At 72.4% G+C, this 14,302-nt stretch carries 14 protein-coding genes; 10 read left to right on the top strand and 4 right to left on the bottom strand.

Going from position 1 to position 14,302, the window contains the following annotated elements; genetic code table 11:
* Window positions 1–9: 9 nt before the first annotated feature.
* Genes BK819_RS13960 through BK819_RS13950 form a run of 3 tightly spaced genes read left to right on the top strand, consistent with a single transcriptional unit; the run spans window position 10 to window position 2,776 of the window.
* Entirely contained in the window at window positions 10–843 is an 834-nt protein-coding gene (locus BK819_RS13960; protein ID WP_071329673.1) for a purine-nucleoside phosphorylase, read from the top strand.
* Window positions 840–2,510, top strand: coding sequence for a phospho-sugar mutase (locus tag BK819_RS13955; protein ID WP_071329672.1), 1,671 nt, complete (start codon window positions 840–842; stop codon window positions 2,508–2,510). The genes BK819_RS13960 and BK819_RS13955 overlap by 4 nt, the downstream gene beginning before the upstream one ends.
* A gap of 2 nt (window positions 2,511–2,512) precedes the next feature.
* Window positions 2,513–2,776 (top strand): HPr family phosphocarrier protein, encoded by a 264-nt coding sequence (locus BK819_RS13950; RefSeq protein WP_071329671.1) that lies wholly within the window; start codon window positions 2,513–2,515, stop codon window positions 2,774–2,776.
* A gap of 3 nt (window positions 2,777–2,779) precedes the next feature.
* Here the strand turns inward: BK819_RS13950 and BK819_RS13945 are convergent, their stop codons facing one another.
* The gene (locus BK819_RS13945) at window positions 2,780–4,702 is read right to left on the bottom strand and encodes a PRD domain-containing protein (protein WP_071329670.1); all 1,923 of its coding nucleotides are present in this window, start codon (window positions 4,700–4,702) and stop codon (window positions 2,780–2,782) included.
* Between the two features lie 163 nt (window positions 4,703–4,865).
* Between BK819_RS13945 and BK819_RS13940 the strand changes: the two genes are divergently transcribed.
* From BK819_RS13940 to BK819_RS13910, 7 genes are read left to right on the top strand one after another with little or no spacing between them, the layout of a single operon-like run.
* Window positions 4,866–5,183 (top strand): PTS sugar transporter subunit IIB, encoded by a 318-nt coding sequence (locus BK819_RS13940; protein WP_071329669.1) that lies wholly within the window; start codon window positions 4,866–4,868, stop codon window positions 5,181–5,183.
* Window positions 5,180–5,461 (top strand): HPr family phosphocarrier protein, encoded by a 282-nt coding sequence (locus tag BK819_RS13935; protein WP_071329668.1) that lies wholly within the window; start codon window positions 5,180–5,182, stop codon window positions 5,459–5,461. Before BK819_RS13940 ends, BK819_RS13935 begins: the two co-directional genes overlap by 4 nt.
* Entirely contained in the window at window positions 5,458–7,143 is a 1,686-nt protein-coding gene (ptsP, locus tag BK819_RS13930; RefSeq protein ID WP_083391808.1) for a phosphoenolpyruvate--protein phosphotransferase, read from the top strand. Before BK819_RS13935 ends, ptsP begins: the two co-directional genes overlap by 4 nt.
* Window positions 7,140–8,774: a PTS mannitol transporter subunit IICB gene (locus tag BK819_RS13925; RefSeq protein WP_071329667.1), complete on the top strand. Its 1,635-nt coding sequence runs from the start codon at window positions 7,140–7,142 to the stop codon at window positions 8,772–8,774. The genes ptsP and BK819_RS13925 overlap by 4 nt, the downstream gene beginning before the upstream one ends.
* The gene (locus BK819_RS13920; RefSeq protein ID WP_025105671.1) at window positions 8,771–9,205 is read left to right on the top strand and encodes a PTS sugar transporter subunit IIA; all 435 of its coding nucleotides are present in this window, start codon (window positions 8,771–8,773) and stop codon (window positions 9,203–9,205) included. Before BK819_RS13925 ends, BK819_RS13920 begins: the two co-directional genes overlap by 4 nt.
* Window positions 9,202–10,356 (top strand): mannitol-1-phosphate 5-dehydrogenase, encoded by a 1,155-nt coding sequence (locus BK819_RS13915; RefSeq protein ID WP_071329666.1) that lies wholly within the window; start codon window positions 9,202–9,204, stop codon window positions 10,354–10,356. The genes BK819_RS13920 and BK819_RS13915 overlap by 4 nt, the downstream gene beginning before the upstream one ends.
* 37 nt (window positions 10,357–10,393) lie before the next feature.
* The gene (locus tag BK819_RS13910; protein WP_071329665.1) at window positions 10,394–11,140 is read left to right on the top strand and encodes an alpha/beta hydrolase; all 747 of its coding nucleotides are present in this window, start codon (window positions 10,394–10,396) and stop codon (window positions 11,138–11,140) included.
* Here the strand turns inward: BK819_RS13910 and BK819_RS13905 are convergent.
* From BK819_RS13905 to BK819_RS13895, 3 genes are all read right to left on the bottom strand, one after another.
* Complete coding sequence (locus BK819_RS13905) at window positions 11,137–12,006, bottom strand: carbohydrate kinase family protein (RefSeq protein ID WP_071329664.1); 870 nt, start codon at window positions 12,004–12,006, stop codon at window positions 11,137–11,139. The two genes, BK819_RS13910 and BK819_RS13905, sit on opposite strands and share 4 nt — an antisense overlap.
* 27 nt (window positions 12,007–12,033) lie before the next feature.
* On the bottom strand, window positions 12,034–13,059 hold the full coding sequence (locus tag BK819_RS13900) for a polysaccharide deacetylase family protein (protein WP_256209478.1): 1,026 nt from the start codon (window positions 13,057–13,059) through the stop codon (window positions 12,034–12,036).
* An 82-nt stretch (window positions 13,060–13,141) separates the two neighbouring features.
* Window positions 13,142–14,257: an adenosine deaminase gene (locus tag BK819_RS13895; protein ID WP_071329662.1), complete on the bottom strand. Its 1,116-nt coding sequence runs from the start codon at window positions 14,255–14,257 to the stop codon at window positions 13,142–13,144.
* Between the last annotated feature and the right edge of the window lie 45 nt (window positions 14,258–14,302).

The raw sequence follows: 14,302 nt of genomic DNA, 5'->3' as shown, positions 1-14,302 counted from the left end.
AGTGGATCCATGCCTGAAACCCACAGCAACCCCCTCGACGACCCCACTGCGAACCCGTTCGAGGTCGCAGCCGAAGCCGCCGCCGACATCGCGCGGCTGACCGGCGTCGAGAAGCACGACATCGCCCTCACGCTCGGCAGCGGCTGGGGCAAGGCGGCCGACCTCATCGGCGAGACCGTCGCGACCATCCCCGCGACCGAGGTCACCGGATTCTCGAAGCCCGCCCTGGAGGGCCACGTCGGCACCCTGCGCAGCATCCGGACCCCGGGCGGGAAGAACGTCCTCGTCATCGGCGCCCGCACGCACTACTACGAGAACCACGGCGTGCGCCGGGTCGTGCACAGCGTCCGCACCGCCGCAGCCACCGGCGCGAAGATCATGGTCCTCACCAACGGCGCGGGAGGCATCCGCGAGACGTGGAAGCCCGGGCAGCCCGTGCTGATCAGCGATCACATCAACCTCACCGCCGACTCTCCCCTGGAGGGCGCGACCTTCATCGACCTCACCGACCTGTACGCGAAGCGTCTGCGCGACATCGCCCGGACGGTCGACCCCACGCTCGACGAGGGCATCTATACGCAGTTCCGCGGCCCGCACTACGAGACCCCGGCCGAGGTGCAGATGGCGAAGCACATCGGCGGCCACATCGTCGGCATGTCCACCGCGCTCGAGGCGATCGCCGCGCGCGAGGCCGGCATGGAGATCCTCGGGTTCTCGCTCATCACGAACCTCGCCGCCGGCATCCAGCAGACGCCGCTGAGCCATGCCGAGGTCATCGAGGCCGGACGCGAGGCGGAGCCGGTGATCTCCGCCCTGCTGGCCCGGGTGGTCGAGGCCCTGTGAGCGAGGAGCGGCTCGCCCAGGCCCGCGCCTGGCTGCGCCAGGACCCCGACCCGCAGACCCGCGACGAGCTGGCCGGCATCGTCACCCGTGCCGCTTCCGGGGACGAGGCCGCTGCGGCGGAGCTCGACGACCGCTTCGGCAGTCGTCTCGCGTTCGGCACGGCCGGGCTCCGCGGCGCGCTCGGGGCGGGAAGCAACCGGATGAATCGGGTGCTCGTCTCCCAGGCCGCCGCGGGCTTCGCGGCGTACCTGCGCGAGCGGGCCGCGGGGGCGACGCCGACGGTCGTGATCGGCTACGACGGACGCCGGAACTCCCGGGTCTTCGCTCAGGACTCCGCGGAGCTGTTCGCCGGGGCCGGCCTGCGCGCGATCCTGCTCCCCCGCCTGCTGCCGACGCCCGTGCTGGCCTTCGCCGTGCGTCACCTCGGCGCCGATGCCGGCGTGATGGTGACCGCGAGCCACAACCCGCCGGACGACAACGGCTACAAGGTGTACCTCGGTGGCCCGGATGCCGGCTCGCAGATCGTCGCTCCCGCCGACGCCGAGATCGCCGCCCACATCCAGCGGATCGCGGACAGCGGGGACGTCCGGGCCCTGCCGCGGTCCACCGCCTACGAGACCGCGGCCGAGGACCTCGTCCAGGCCTACGTCGCCGCCACCGCCGCGGTCGCGCCGGCGCCCGCGGGGGCCCGCCGCCTGCGCTGGGTCTACACCGCGATGCACGGTGTCGGCTGGGAGACGGTCGCCCGCATCGTCGATGCCGCCGGCTACCCGCGGCCGATCGTGGTCGACGAGCAGCTGCATCCGGACGCGACGTTCCGCACGGTCTCCTTCCCGAACCCCGAGGAGCCGGGGGCCATGGATCTCGCGTTCGCCACCGCCAGGAGGGCGAAGGCGGACTTCATCCTCGCGAACGACCCGGACGCCGACCGCCTCGCCGTGGCCGTCCCGGACGAGACCGCCGCGGACGGCTGGCGCCGTCTCACGGGCAACGAGGTCGGCCTGCTGCTCGGCGCGCGTGCCGCGCGGCAGGCGGCGGGCACTCCCGGCGCCTCGCTCGCCTGCTCGCTCGTCTCCTCCCCCGGGCTCGGCGCCATCGCCGCCCACCACGGGCTGGACTTCCATGAGACGCTCACCGGCTTCAAGTGGATCTCCCGGGCGCCAGGCATCGTCTTCGGCTTCGAGGAGGCCCTGGGCTATCTCGTCAACCCCGAGACCGTGCGCGACAAGGACGGCATCTCCGCCGCGGTCGCCGTGCTCGGCCTGGCCGCCGAGGCTCAGGAGCGCGGGCTCACCCTCGCCGATCTCGTCCGCGAGGTGGGCGACGCGTACGGGCACTTCGCGAGCGCGCAGGTGTCGGTGCGGGTGGCGGATCTGTCGCTCATCGGCACGGTGATGCTCTCGCTGCGGTCGCTTCCGCCCACGCAGATCGCGGGACGTTCGATCGCGTCGGCCGAGGACCTGCTGCAGAGCGCTCCGGGGCAGCCCTCCGGAGACGTGCTGCGGTACCGGCTCTCGGACGGCTCCCGGGTGATCGTCCGGCCGAGCGGCACGGAGCCGAAGCTCAAGGTGTACATCGACGCCACGGGGGATTCCGCCGAGGCGGCCGCAGCGGCCGTCGCCGAGCTGGAGGCGGGCGTCCGGGTCCTCCTGGACGAGCGCTCCTGACCATGCCCGTCCGCCACGTCGTCGTCAGCGCCCACAACGGCGTGCACGCACGGCCGGTCGCGGAGCTCGTGCGCCTCGCGCAGGCGCACGAGCTCCCGGTCACGCTGCGCACCGCGGACGGCGCGGCCGTGGATCTGCGCAGCGTCCTCGCGGTGATGGACCTCGCCCTCGCACCCGGCGACGCCGTGACCCTGGAGACGCCGGCAGGCCCCGCCTCGGAGAGCGTCCTCGACCAGCTCACCCGCGTGCTCGCCCCCGACGCCTGAGCCTCAGCCGTCGATCACGGCGACGAGCTCGTCGAGGAAGCCCTCGAAGGTCGCGCTGCGCCGGACGATCCGCTGCACGCTCTCGCGCTCGCTGAACACCTCCACGAGCTGCTCGAACACGGTCTGGAAGGCGGCGCGGTCGCTCTCGCTGAAGGCGGCCAGCGCGACGACCTGCACGCGTCCGTCGCCCCAGGCCGCCGACCCCTCGGCCACGCCGAGCGCGATCGCCGTGCGCGCCGCGGTCATCTGCAGCGCGTGCGGCACGGCGAGCGCGTCGGTGAAGGCCGTGGAGGACATGCGCTCCCGGATGATCGTGTTCTCCACGTAGTCGTCGCCGATCAGGCCGGCCCGCACGAGCGGCGCGCCGAGCCGCCGGATGATGGCCTCCTCCCCCTCGTCCGGAAGGGGATGCACGAAGGCGTCGGGGTGGAAGTAGCGCGCGAGCTCCTCCCGGAGCCGGGCGAGCCGTCGCCCCCGGCGCAGGCGCCCTGCAGCCTGCTGGATGCGGTCGACGTCCGCGTCGGTGAGGAACGGCTGGATGCGCACGAAGCGGTCGCCGGAGGCCCCGGGCTCGATCGTGCTCAGCACGAGGTCGGTGTCGAACGACGCCCAATCCGGGTCAACGTTCGTGATGACGCTGGTGACCTCGATGGCCGAACCGAGCGAGCGGTCCACGCTCGACCGCAGGAGTTCGTGGAGTTCGTAGTAGCCGGGGCAGACGATGGTCGCCGTGAGGATGGACTCCGCTTTGCGACTCCGCTCCAGCCGCCCCCCGACGTGCATGGCGATGTAGGCGATCTCGTCGTCGTGGATGGGCGTGCCGAGCCGGTCGTGCAGGCCGCTTGCGATCGACACCGCGACCTCGAAGATCATCGGGTACGTCGTCTTCAGCGAGCGGGTCAGCGGATTCCGGGTGAGCGCGCTCTCCTCGGCACGGCGCAGGAGGTTCTGCACGTGCAGCGCGAGACGGAGCACGAAGGTCTCGTCGACGAGGTCGACCCGGTAGTCGTCGGCCGCCCGCGCGATCTCCGCGCGGACCGCCGCCTCCACGTCCGGACTGACGCCGCTGCGCGCGAGTTCCCGTGTCGCCTCGCCGCCCGGAGCGACGATGCGCGTCAGGACGAGGGAGGCCAGGTGTCCGCTGTCCCCCTCCCCGAGCACCACGTCGAAGTGCGCGGCCGCGAGCCGCGCGATGACGGCACCGACCCGCGGGATCTCGGGTCGAGCGCCGGACGGCGGAGCCTCGAGGGCCCGGCCGGCCGCCACCCGCTCGGCGGCGATCGCGATGTGCAGCAGGACGTCGGCGATCGCGAGTTCGTTGACGTAGTAGCCCAGCTCGCCGAGTTCTCCCACCAGGGCGGACTTGAAGGGTCCCACCGCTCGCGCGTCGACCGCGGTCCCGGAGAGGGCCCGCCGGAAGATCTCGGGGTGGAACGAGGCGTCGTCCATCTCGTCATGGGCGAGGCGGCTGAGCAGACGCCGCTGCGCCGCTTCGTCGCCGCGGAGCCGCACCCGTTCGCGCGCCCGCTCCAGCATGAGGTCGGTGCCGTCGAGGAGGCTGCGCACCCGCACGAGATCGGCCTCGAGGGTCGCCTCGCTCACGTGCAGCGCGTCCGCGGTGTCGAAGACGTCGATGCCCTCCGGCGCGTCGAGGAGGAGCCGGACGAGCGCATGGAGGCGTTCCCGGGGTGCGGAGTCGCCGCCCTGCCGCACCCGGAGCGCGCCACGGGCGCCGGGGCCCGCCCGATAGCCCGCCGGGCCGGACTCGACGACCGCGGCACCGGGCGTGCGGGCGTTCAGGGCCGCGACGTAGGAACGGATGCTGCGGGGCGTCACGCCGAGGAGGTCGGCCAGCGTGCCCGCGGTCGCCCAGCCCTCCTCGCGCAGCAGGGCGGCGAGGAGCTGGTCCTGACGCTGGCGCGACATGATCCCTCCGAGTTCCCGTGCTGACGGCACTGTCCGACTGCTCTCCATGATGACAGCCTCCGGGGGCAGGGGCGCGGCGAGCAGGGTTCCGCAGGGGCGGAAGAGAACGTGTTGGTGCCGCCGCGCCCGCGTTTCCCAGACTGTTCTCAGGAAGGTGACATCGATGAGGATTCTCGTGGTCTGCGGCGCCGGTGCGTCGAGCACGTTCGTCGCCCAGCGCCTGCGCACCGCCGCCGCCGCGGCGGGACTGGACTGGGACGCGGACGCCGGCGTCGAGAGCACCGTCTCCCTCGGAGGGCACGACCTCGTCCTCGTGGGCCCGCACCTCCGCGAGCGCCTCGGCGCCATCCGCGTTCTGACCCGCGCGCCCGTCGCGGTCCTGCCGGACGATGTGTTCGCCGATCGCGACGGCAGCCGCACGCTTCTCCTCGCCCAGTCGACCCTCGCCGCCGCCGGCGGGGCCCCGAAAGGAACACCATGACCGCCACCCGCACCGTCCGCATCGGCTCTTCACACGGACTGCACGCCCGGCCCGCCAAGATCTTCGCGCAGGCCGCGAAGGACTCCGGCCTCGCGGTCACGATCGCCAAGGACTCCGGCAAGCCGGTCAACGCCGCGAGCATCCTCGGGGTGATCGCCCTGGCCATCGAGCACGGCGACTACGTGACGCTCACGGCCGAGGGCGACGGCGCGGAGGGGGTCCTGGACACGCTCACCGAGCTGCTGACCACCGACCACGACCAGGACGCCGCCGGATGAGCGCGCTGCGAGGGGTGGGCATCGGTCTCGGCGTCGCGCAGGGGCCGGTCGTCCGCATGACCGAGGCACTGCCCGCGCCCGAGAACACGCCGAGCACCGCGGGGGCGGAGGCCGAGCGTGCGCGGGTCCGCGAGGCCGTCGCCGTCGTCGCGCAGGAGCTGACCCAGCGCGGCGAGGCCGCCGGTGGTGCGGCGCAGGAGGTGCTCGAGGCGCAGGCGATGATCGCCGAGGACCCCACCCTGCAGGACGAGGTCGACAGCAGGATCGACGCCGGCGCCACCGCGGAGTGGGCTGTGCACGACGCCTTCGCGGGCTTCCGGGCCACACTCGAAGCCGTCGGCGGCTACCTCGGCGAGCGTGCCGCCGATCTCGACGACATCGCGCAGCGGGTGCTCGCCCGACTGCGCGGTGTGGAGGCCCCCGGCGTGCCCGACCCTGGGCACCCGTTCGTCCTCGTGGCGCGCGACCTCGCGCCCGCCGACACCGCGCTGCTGAACCTCGACCAGGTGCTCGCCCTCGTCACCACCGACGGCGGCCCGACCTCCCACACGGCGATCCTCGCCAGGGAGAAGGGCATCGTGGCTGTGGTCGGCGTCGGCGACGGGCACGCTCTGACGACCGGGGAGACCGTGATCGTCGACGCGGCCGCGGGTGTCATCACCCGCGAGCCGACCGATGACGAGCGCGCCCGCGCCGCCGAGCGCGCCGCCGCCCGCCGCGCCGCCGACGACGCCCCGCTCACACCCGGCGCGCTCGCCGACGGCACATCGGTCGCGCTGCTCGCGAACCTGGGGAAACCGGCCGATGCCGCCGACGCGGTCGCGCGGGGCGCCGAGGGCGTCGGCCTGTTCCGGACGGAGTTCCTGTTCCTCTCCGCGTCGCAGGCGCCGACGGTCGCCCAGCAGCGGGACGCCTACCGCGAGCTCCTGGAGGCCTTCCCCGGCAAGAAGGTCGTCGTGCGGATGCTCGACGCGGGGGCCGACAAGCCGCTGGCCTTCCTCAACGACGCACACGAGGAGAACCCGGCCCTGGGATTGCGCGGCCTGCGGGCACTCCGCGCGAGCGAGGACATCCTCCGCGAGCAGCTGACCGCGCTGGCCGAGGCCGACGCCGCGACCGACGCCGACCTGTGGGTCATGGCACCCATGGTGGCCACCGTCGAGGAGACCGTGTACTTCACCGGCCTCGCCCGCGAGTACGGGCTGAAGACGGCCGGCGTCATGGTCGAGGTGCCCTCCAGCGCCCTGCTCGCCGATCGGGTGCTCGCGCACGCCGATTTCGCGTCCATCGGCACCAACGACCTCACCCAGTACACGATGGCCGCGGACCGGCTGCTCGGCTCCGTCGCGTCGTTCCAGGACCCCTGGCACCCCGCAGTGCTGCGCCTGGTGCGCGAGGTCGGCGCGGCCGGCGCCCGTCTCGGCAAGCCGGTCGGCATCTGCGGCGAGGCCGCGGCCGATCCGCTGCTCGCCGTCGTCCTCGTGGGGCTCGGCGCGACGAGCCTCTCCATGGCGCCGTCGGCCCTCGCGGACGTCCGCCAGGCGCTCGCCGCCCGGACTCGCGACGATGCCCTCCGCCTCGCGGAAGCCGCGCTCGGCGCGGACGACGCCCCCTCCGCCCGCACCGCTGCGGCGACCCTCGCCGCGGCACTCCCCCCTCATCAGAAAGAGACCACATCATGACGACGACGTCACCCGCTGCCACCGCCCCCGGTGGCCTCCGCGTGGGCGTGCAGCGTTTCGGCACGTTCCTCTCCGGCATGATCATGCCGAACATCGCGGCCTTCATCGCCTGGGGCTTCATCACGATGCTCTTCATCCCGAAGGGCTTCTTCGGGGCCGAGAGCCCGTTCGGCTGGCACTGGGCCGGCGTCGCCGAGATCATCGGCGGCGGCGGCGACTCCGCCGTCCTCGGCTGGCAGGGCGCGATGACCGCGGTCGCCGAGGGCGCGGACGGCAACATCCTGGCCTACGTGGGCCTGGTCGGCCCGATGGTCACCTACCTGCTGCCCCTCCTGATCGCGAACACGGCCGGACGCATGGTCTACGGCGAGCGCGGTGGCGTGGTCGCCACGATCGCGACCGTCGGCGTGATCGTCGGGACGAACATCCCGATGTTCCTCGGCGCCATGATCATGGGCCCGATCGCCGCGTGGATCATGAAGCAGGTCGACAAGCTGTGGGACGGCAAGATCCGCCCCGGCTTCGAGATGCTCGTCAACAACTTCTCCGCCGGCATCCTGGGCATGATCCTCGCCATCGTCGGGTTCTTCGCCTTCGGCCCGGTCATGCTCGGCATCAGCGCCGCGCTGGGGGCGGCCGTCGACTGGCTCGTCTCGCTCAACCTGCTGCCGCTCGTGTCGATCATCGTCGAGCCGGCCAAGGTGCTGTTCCTCAACAACGCCATCAACCACGGCGTGTTCACCCCGCTGGGGATCGAGCAGGCCGCCGAGACGGGCAAGTCGATCCTCTTCCTCATCGAGGCGAACCCCGGCCCCGGCCTCGGTCTGCTGCTCGCCTTCACCTTCTTCGGGGTCGGCGCGGCGAAGGCCTCCGCTCCCGGTGCCGCCATCATCCAGTTCTTCGGCGGCATCCACGAGATCTACTTCCCGTACGCGCTCAGCAAGCCGACCACGATCCTCGCGCTCATCGCGGGTGGAGCGGCCGGTGTGACCACCAACATGGTCCTCGGCGGCGGGCTCGCCTTCCCGGCGGCCCCGGGCAGCATCATCGCCGTGACCGCCGCGGCCATCGGCCCGGGCGTCGCCAACCTCCTCGTCGTCTACCTGTCGGTCATCATCGCGGCGACCGTGACGTTCCTCATCACCGGCGTCATCCTGCGGGCCTCGCGCACGCGCGACCTCGCCGCCGAGGGCGACGCGTTCGGCGCGGCGATCGCGCAGACCGAGGCGAACAAGGGCAAGTCGTCCGCGGCGATGGACGCCCTGCGCACCTCGACCGCGACGCCGGCTCCGGAGACCACGCCGGCTCCCGCCACCACCGCGGTCGCGGCGGCCCCGATCGAGACCATCGTGTTCGCGTGCGACGCCGGCATGGGCTCGTCCGCCATGGGTGCCAGCGTGCTCCGCAACAAGCTGAAGAAGGCCGGCATCGAGGGCGTCACCGTCACGAACGCCGCCATCGCCAACCTCGACGGCGGCGCCGACGTGGTCATCACGCAGCAGCAGCTCACCGACCGGGCCACGGCGAAGTCGCCGGACTCCCGGCACGTGTCGGTGGACAACTTCATGAACTCGCCGAAGTACGACGAGGTCGTCGAGATGGTCAAGGAACAGCGAAAGGACGAAGAATGAGCGTTCTCACTGCCGAGCAGGTCCGCATCCACCCGGGAGGCGCGTCGCGGGACGATGCGCTCCAGGAGGCGACGGACATCCTCGTCGCCGCCGGTGCGGTGACCCCGGCGTACGTCGACGCGATGCGCCAGCGCGAGGAGACCGTGTCGACGTACATGGGCAACGGGCTGGCCATCCCGCACGGCACGAACGAGGCGAAGGACGCCATCCTCGCCTCGGCCCTCTCCGTCGTCCGCTACGACGGCGGCGTCGACTGGGACGGCGAGCAGGCGCGATTCGTGATCGGCATCGCCGGGGTCGGCGACGAGCACCTCGACATCCTGTCGCGCATCGCGATCCTCTTCTCGGAAGAGGACGACGTCGCGCGGCTGGAAGCGGCGGCGACGCCGGACGAGCTGTTCGCTCTCCTCTCGGAGGTGAACGAGGGATGAAGGCGGTCCACTTCGGGGCGGGCAACATCGGGCGCGGTTTTGTCGGCCTGCTCCTGCACGAGGGCGGTTACGAGGTCGTGTTCAGCGACGTCGCGGACGCGCTCGTGGAGGCGATCGACCGGGCGGACTCGTACACCGTGCACGAAGCCGGCCCCGGAGGGACCGACCACGTCGTCTCCGGGTTCCGTGCGGTGAACAGCCGCACGGACCCGGCCGTGGTGGCGGAGGAGGTGGCGACGGCCGACGTCGTCACGACCGCCGTCGGCCCCACCGTGCTGCGGTTCGTCGCCCCGTCGATCGTCGCCGGGCTCGCGCTGCGCTCGCCCGAGGCCGCGCCGCTGCAGGTGATGGCGTGCGAGAACGCCATCGGCGCCACCGATCAGCTGCGGCAGGAGATCGTCACCGCGGCGGGGCCGGACGCCGACGCCCTCCTCGCGCGTGCGGTGTTCGCGAACACCGCCGTCGACCGGATCGTGCCCGCGCAGCCGGAGGGCGGCGGCATCGACGTCACGGTGGAGCCGTACTTCGAGTGGGCGATCGAGGCCCGGCCGTTCGGCGACACCCCGCCGCGCATCCCCGGCGCCCATTTCGTCGACGACCTCGCTCCGTACATCGAGCGCAAGCTCTTCACGGTGAACACCGGTCATGCCGCCACCGCGTACTTCGGGGCACGGGCGGGCATCGAGCGGATCTCGGACGCCCTCGCGGACGAGGCGATCGCCGCGCAGGTCTCCGCGGCGCTGGAGGAGACCTCTGCGGTGCTGGTCGTCGAACACGGTCTCGACCCCGCGGAGCTGGCGCAGTACCGCGCGACCATCCTCGAGCGGTTCCGCAATCCCGCGCTCGTGGACACCGTGCAGCGCGTCGGCCGGCAGCCGCTGCGGAAGATCTCCCGGCACGAGCGCTTCATCGGTCCCGCGGCGATGGCGGCCGAGCACGGACTCTCGACGGACGCCCTCGTGGCAGCCGTCGCCGCCGCGCTGGCGTTCGACGACCCCGCCGACGAGCAGTCGGTCGAGTTGCAGGCCCTGCTGCGCACCGAAGACCCCACGGGCTTCACCGTCCGCACCACGGGACTCGATCCGGAGCACCCGCTCTTCTCCGCCGTCCGCGACGCGGTAGCGCGCCGTCAGGCGGCACTCGCCGGCTGAGAGGACGCGGCGTCCGGGCGGGAGTAGCGTTGCTGCTGTGCAGCAGAAGCCCCGACGCCGCGTCCTGAGACGAGTCCTGTGGAGTGTGGCGATCGTCCTCCTCCTCGCCGTCGGCGGAATCCTCGTGTGGAGCCAGGTCGGTGTCATGGCCGCAGAGCCCGAACCGCTCGCCGCCGTCCGGGAGAATCCTGCGATCACCGTGACCGACGCCGAGGAGGGGATCGTCCTGGAGCCCGCGGACGGCGACTCCGACCGCGGACTCGTCTTCATCCCGGGAGCGAAGGTCGACCCGTGGGCCTACGCCTCGATCCTCCAGGGGCTCGCGGAAGAGGGCACCACGGTCGTGATCACCCGGCCCTGGCTCCACCTCGCGTTCTTCGATCCGCGCGGCCTCGACTCGTTCACGAGCGCCGCGACCGACGTGGACACCTGGGCCGTGGGCGGCCACTCCCTCGGCGGCGTGCGCGCCTGCCAGCTCGCGACGGACGCCGACGCCCTCGTCCTCTTCGCCTCCTACTGCGCGACCGACCTCGCAGGCACCGACCTTCCTGTACTGAGCGTCTCCGGGAGTGAGGACGGCCTCTCCACGCCGGAGAAGATCGCGGACGCCCGGTCTGAGCTCCCCGCAGACGCCGAGTTCATCGAGATCGACGGCGCCTCCCACGCCTCCTTCGGTGACTACGGGCCCCAGTCCGGTGACGGCACCGCGACCATCGACGACGAGGAGATGCACGCCGAGGTCACCGAGGTCGTCGGCGGCTTCCTGGAGCAGGTCGCGCCCTAGGCCGCCCGCGGATCCCCGAGGATCGGGTCGAGCAGCGGATGCAAGTGCCGGGTGGAGAGAACCCCCGCGGCCGACCGCGCACCCGCCGAGAGCGCCGACGCCAGGTCCGCTCCTGCCAGCCGCGCGTCGAGGACTCCGGCCAGGAATGCGTCGCCCGCGCCGTTGGTGTCGACGACGGCGGTCGGCAGCGCGGGCACCCGCAGCTCGGCCCCGTCCTCCCCCACCGCGACCGCTCCCTCGGCGCCGAGGGTGCACACGGCGAACGCCGCTCCCCCCGCGACGACGGCGCGCAGGAACTCCACCGGGTCGGCCAGCCGATCCGCGTTGCAGAAGACGGCCGCGGCCCCCGCCAGGAACGGCCGGTGGTACGCGTCGATGCCGTCGTAGTCGTGCACGTCGACCCAGAGCGGCGTGCCACTGGCCGCCGCGAGCGGGAGCAGCCGCCGCGGCTCGGCGGCCAGATCGAGCACGACGGCGTCGGCGGCGGCCATCGCCGTGGCGTACGCGGCGTCCTCCATCCCCGTCGTCTCCCCCGGAGTGGAGAGGTACAGCGACACCCGGTCACCCTGCGGAGTCATCAGGTTGAGGTGCCGTTCCGTGGTTCCGTGCGTCCACTGCGCGACCACCCCGGCGGCCTCGAGTGTCGCACGCACCCGGAGCCCGTCCTCGTCCTCCCCGGCGACGGCATGCAGCACGACGGAGCGGCCGAGCGCCGTCAGGCTCAGCGCCTTGCCTGCACTCGTGCCGCCGACCGTCTCCCAGCTCGCCTGCGCGAACTGCATGTGCGGCACGGGCTCGGGGAGCCGGTCGAGGAGGGCGATGCGGTTCCAGGAGGCGGGACCGGCGAGGAAGACGGAAGCGGGCATGCTCTCATCCTCGCGCGCCACGGGTGGTCACCCGATGCGCGACACCAGGGCTTCCAACCCCATCCCGTAATCGATGCGCACGACGGGGAGGGCGAGCTTGTCCGTCCCGATCACCACGTATCCGGGGTCGATGGTCCGCGCCAGTTCGTAACCGGCCTGCCGGACACCCTCCTTCGCGGTGTCGTCGTAGTGGCCGAACGGGTAGGCCACCACCTCGCGGACGCCGAGCACGTCCCCCGACGTGGCGAGATCGGCGGCGATCTGCGCGGGCGTCCCGTTGACCATGCGTCCCCTGCCGTCGTCGCCGGCCTGATGCATATCGTGGGTGTGCGAGCGTCGCTGGACCCACGGCGACGGTGCGGGGTCCTGCCGATAGGCCGTGACCATGAACGAGGTGCTGAGGAGCCGGTGCGCGTCCACGACGGGCACCGCGAGGTCGAACCACGTCTGATCGGCGTCGTCGTCGGTGATGATCACGCTCCGCACCGGGAGGGAGAGCCGCCCGTCGATGAACGCGCTGAGCTCGTCCCAGGTCGGCAGATAGAAGCCGGTGCTCGCGATGTAGGCCATGTGCGCCTCGAAGTCGCCGATGTACGCGTAGTTGCCGCGGAGCCACCCGCTCTCCCCCGCCGGGTCGGCCGTGAACTGGTGGTACATCAGGATGGGCACGAGCACGTCGTCGGCCGCATTCTCCTCGGGCGTCTTCCAGGCCGCGAAGAGCTCCGTCTGCTGCTGTGCGCACGCGACGGGATCCGCGCCGTTCACGCGTGCTTCCACCGTGAAGGCGGTGGCGGCGTCGGCGCTGGTGTACCAGCCCGCGAACACCCGGCCGTCGAGCTGCGGGATGGGCAGCCCCCGGTACGGCTCGTCCTGGAACTGCAGCATCGGCACCGTCGGCGCCCCCTCGCCCCGGAACGTGACGGCGCACGCGCGGGGATCGTCTGCGTCCGCGAGGATCTGCTGCGACGGCGTGAGCGGGGGCCCCGTGACGGTGCCCTGGGCCTTCGGGACCCGCTCCTCCGGCGCGCGATGCAGCCCCGCGAACGCCGCCACACCCCCTCCGACGACTACGACGGCGACGAGCGCGCCGACCAGGCCGGCTCGTGAACGCGACGGCCTCCCCCCGGAGCGCATGTCAGGCGTCGAAGCCCTCGGCGATCATCTCCACGAGCTCCTCCCTCTCCTCGACGGGGAGGAAGGCCGCGGCGGCGGCGTTGAACTGGAAGGCCTCGAGGTCGTCGAGGTCGTACTCGAAGGTCTGCACGAGCAGGGCCAGCTCGCGCGTGAGCGAGGTCGCGCTCATGGTGCGGTTGTCCACGTTCACGGTCACCGCGAAGCCGAGCTGGTAGAGCAGGTCGAACGGGTGATCGGCGAGCGTCTTGCCCCACGCGGCGACGGCCCCCGTCTGCAGGTTCGACGACGGGGAGAGCTCCAGCGGGATCTCCCGGTCGCGCACCCAGCGCGCGAGGTCGCCGAAGCGCACCTGCACCTCGTCGCCCTCCTGTGTGACGACCTCGAGGTCCTCCGCGATGCGGACGCCGTGTCCGAGGCGGAGCGCACGACCGTCCAGCAGGGCCGAGCGGATCGACGCGAGACCCGCGGCCTCCCCCGCGTGCACGGTCACCGGGAAGAAGTTCTCGGCGAGGTAGTCGAAGGCCGCGCGGTGGTCCGACGGCGGGAAGCCGTCCTCGGGACCGGCGATGTCGAAGCCGACGGCACCCCGTCCACGGAAGTCCACTGCGAGCTCGGCGATCTCCCGAGCGCGGTCCGTGTGTCGCATGGCAGTGAGGAGCTGCCCCACGCGGATGCTGCGACCGTCGCGGTCCGCCGCATCCTCGCCCTCCTCGATCCCCTGCTGGACGGCTTCGACGGCGTCCTCCAGGGAGAGACCACCGCTCTGGTGCTGCTCCGGCGCCCAGCGCACCTCGCCGTAGATGACCCCGTCGGCCGCGAGGTCCTGGACGAACTCGCGCGCGACACGGGTCAGCCCCTCGCGGGTCTGCATGACGGCGGTGGTGAGCTCGAAGGTCTTCAGGTACTCCACCAGCGATCCGGAGTCGCTCTTCTTCGCGAACCAGGAGCCGAGCGCCGACGGGTCGGAGGCAGGGAGGTCGAGACCGATCGCGTCAGCGAGCTCGATGATCGTGGCCGGACGCACGGCGCCGTCCAGGTGGTCGTGCAGCGACACCTTCGGCAGGCTCCGCAGGGAGACGCCCTGGACGGCGACGTCGCCGCTCGCATCGATCGACATGGGGATCCTCTCGGTCGCGGGGTGTTCGTCCAGGCTAGCGCCCGG

It is taken from the genome of Microbacterium sp. LCT-H2 (assembly GCF_001866135.1).
Lineage (GTDB): Bacteria > Actinomycetota > Actinomycetes > Actinomycetales > Microbacteriaceae > Microbacterium.
This window is presented reverse-complemented; position numbering and strand designations above follow the sequence as displayed.

What these genes read in the sequence shown, in the direction of transcription:
- BK819_RS13920 (WP_025105671.1), top strand. Translation starts at nt 8,771, where the DNA reads ATGAGCGTTCTCACTGCCGAGCAGGTCCGCATCCACCCGGGAGGCGCG.
- BK819_RS13895 (WP_071329662.1), bottom strand. Translation starts at nt 14,257, where the DNA reads ATGTCGATCGATGCGAGCGGCGACGTCGCCGTCCAGGGCGTCTCCCTG.
- BK819_RS13940 (WP_071329669.1), top strand. Translation starts at nt 4,866, where the DNA reads ATGAGGATTCTCGTGGTCTGCGGCGCCGGTGCGTCGAGCACGTTCGTC.
- BK819_RS13905 (WP_071329664.1), bottom strand. Translation starts at nt 12,006, where the DNA reads ATGCCCGCTTCCGTCTTCCTCGCCGGTCCCGCCTCCTGGAACCGCATC.
- ptsP (WP_083391808.1), top strand. Translation starts at nt 5,458, where the DNA reads ATGAGCGCGCTGCGAGGGGTGGGCATCGGTCTCGGCGTCGCGCAGGGG.
- BK819_RS13935 (WP_071329668.1), top strand. Translation starts at nt 5,180, where the DNA reads ATGACCGCCACCCGCACCGTCCGCATCGGCTCTTCACACGGACTGCAC.
- BK819_RS13945 (WP_071329670.1), bottom strand. Translation starts at nt 4,702, where the DNA reads ATGTCGCGCCAGCGTCAGGACCAGCTCCTCGCCGCCCTGCTGCGCGAG.
- BK819_RS13925 (WP_071329667.1), top strand. Translation starts at nt 7,140, where the DNA reads ATGACGACGACGTCACCCGCTGCCACCGCCCCCGGTGGCCTCCGCGTG.
- BK819_RS13960 (WP_071329673.1), top strand. Translation starts at nt 10, where the DNA reads ATGCCTGAAACCCACAGCAACCCCCTCGACGACCCCACTGCGAACCCG.
- BK819_RS13915 (WP_071329666.1), top strand. Translation starts at nt 9,202, where the DNA reads ATGAAGGCGGTCCACTTCGGGGCGGGCAACATCGGGCGCGGTTTTGTC.
- BK819_RS13950 (WP_071329671.1), top strand. Translation starts at nt 2,513, where the DNA reads ATGCCCGTCCGCCACGTCGTCGTCAGCGCCCACAACGGCGTGCACGCA.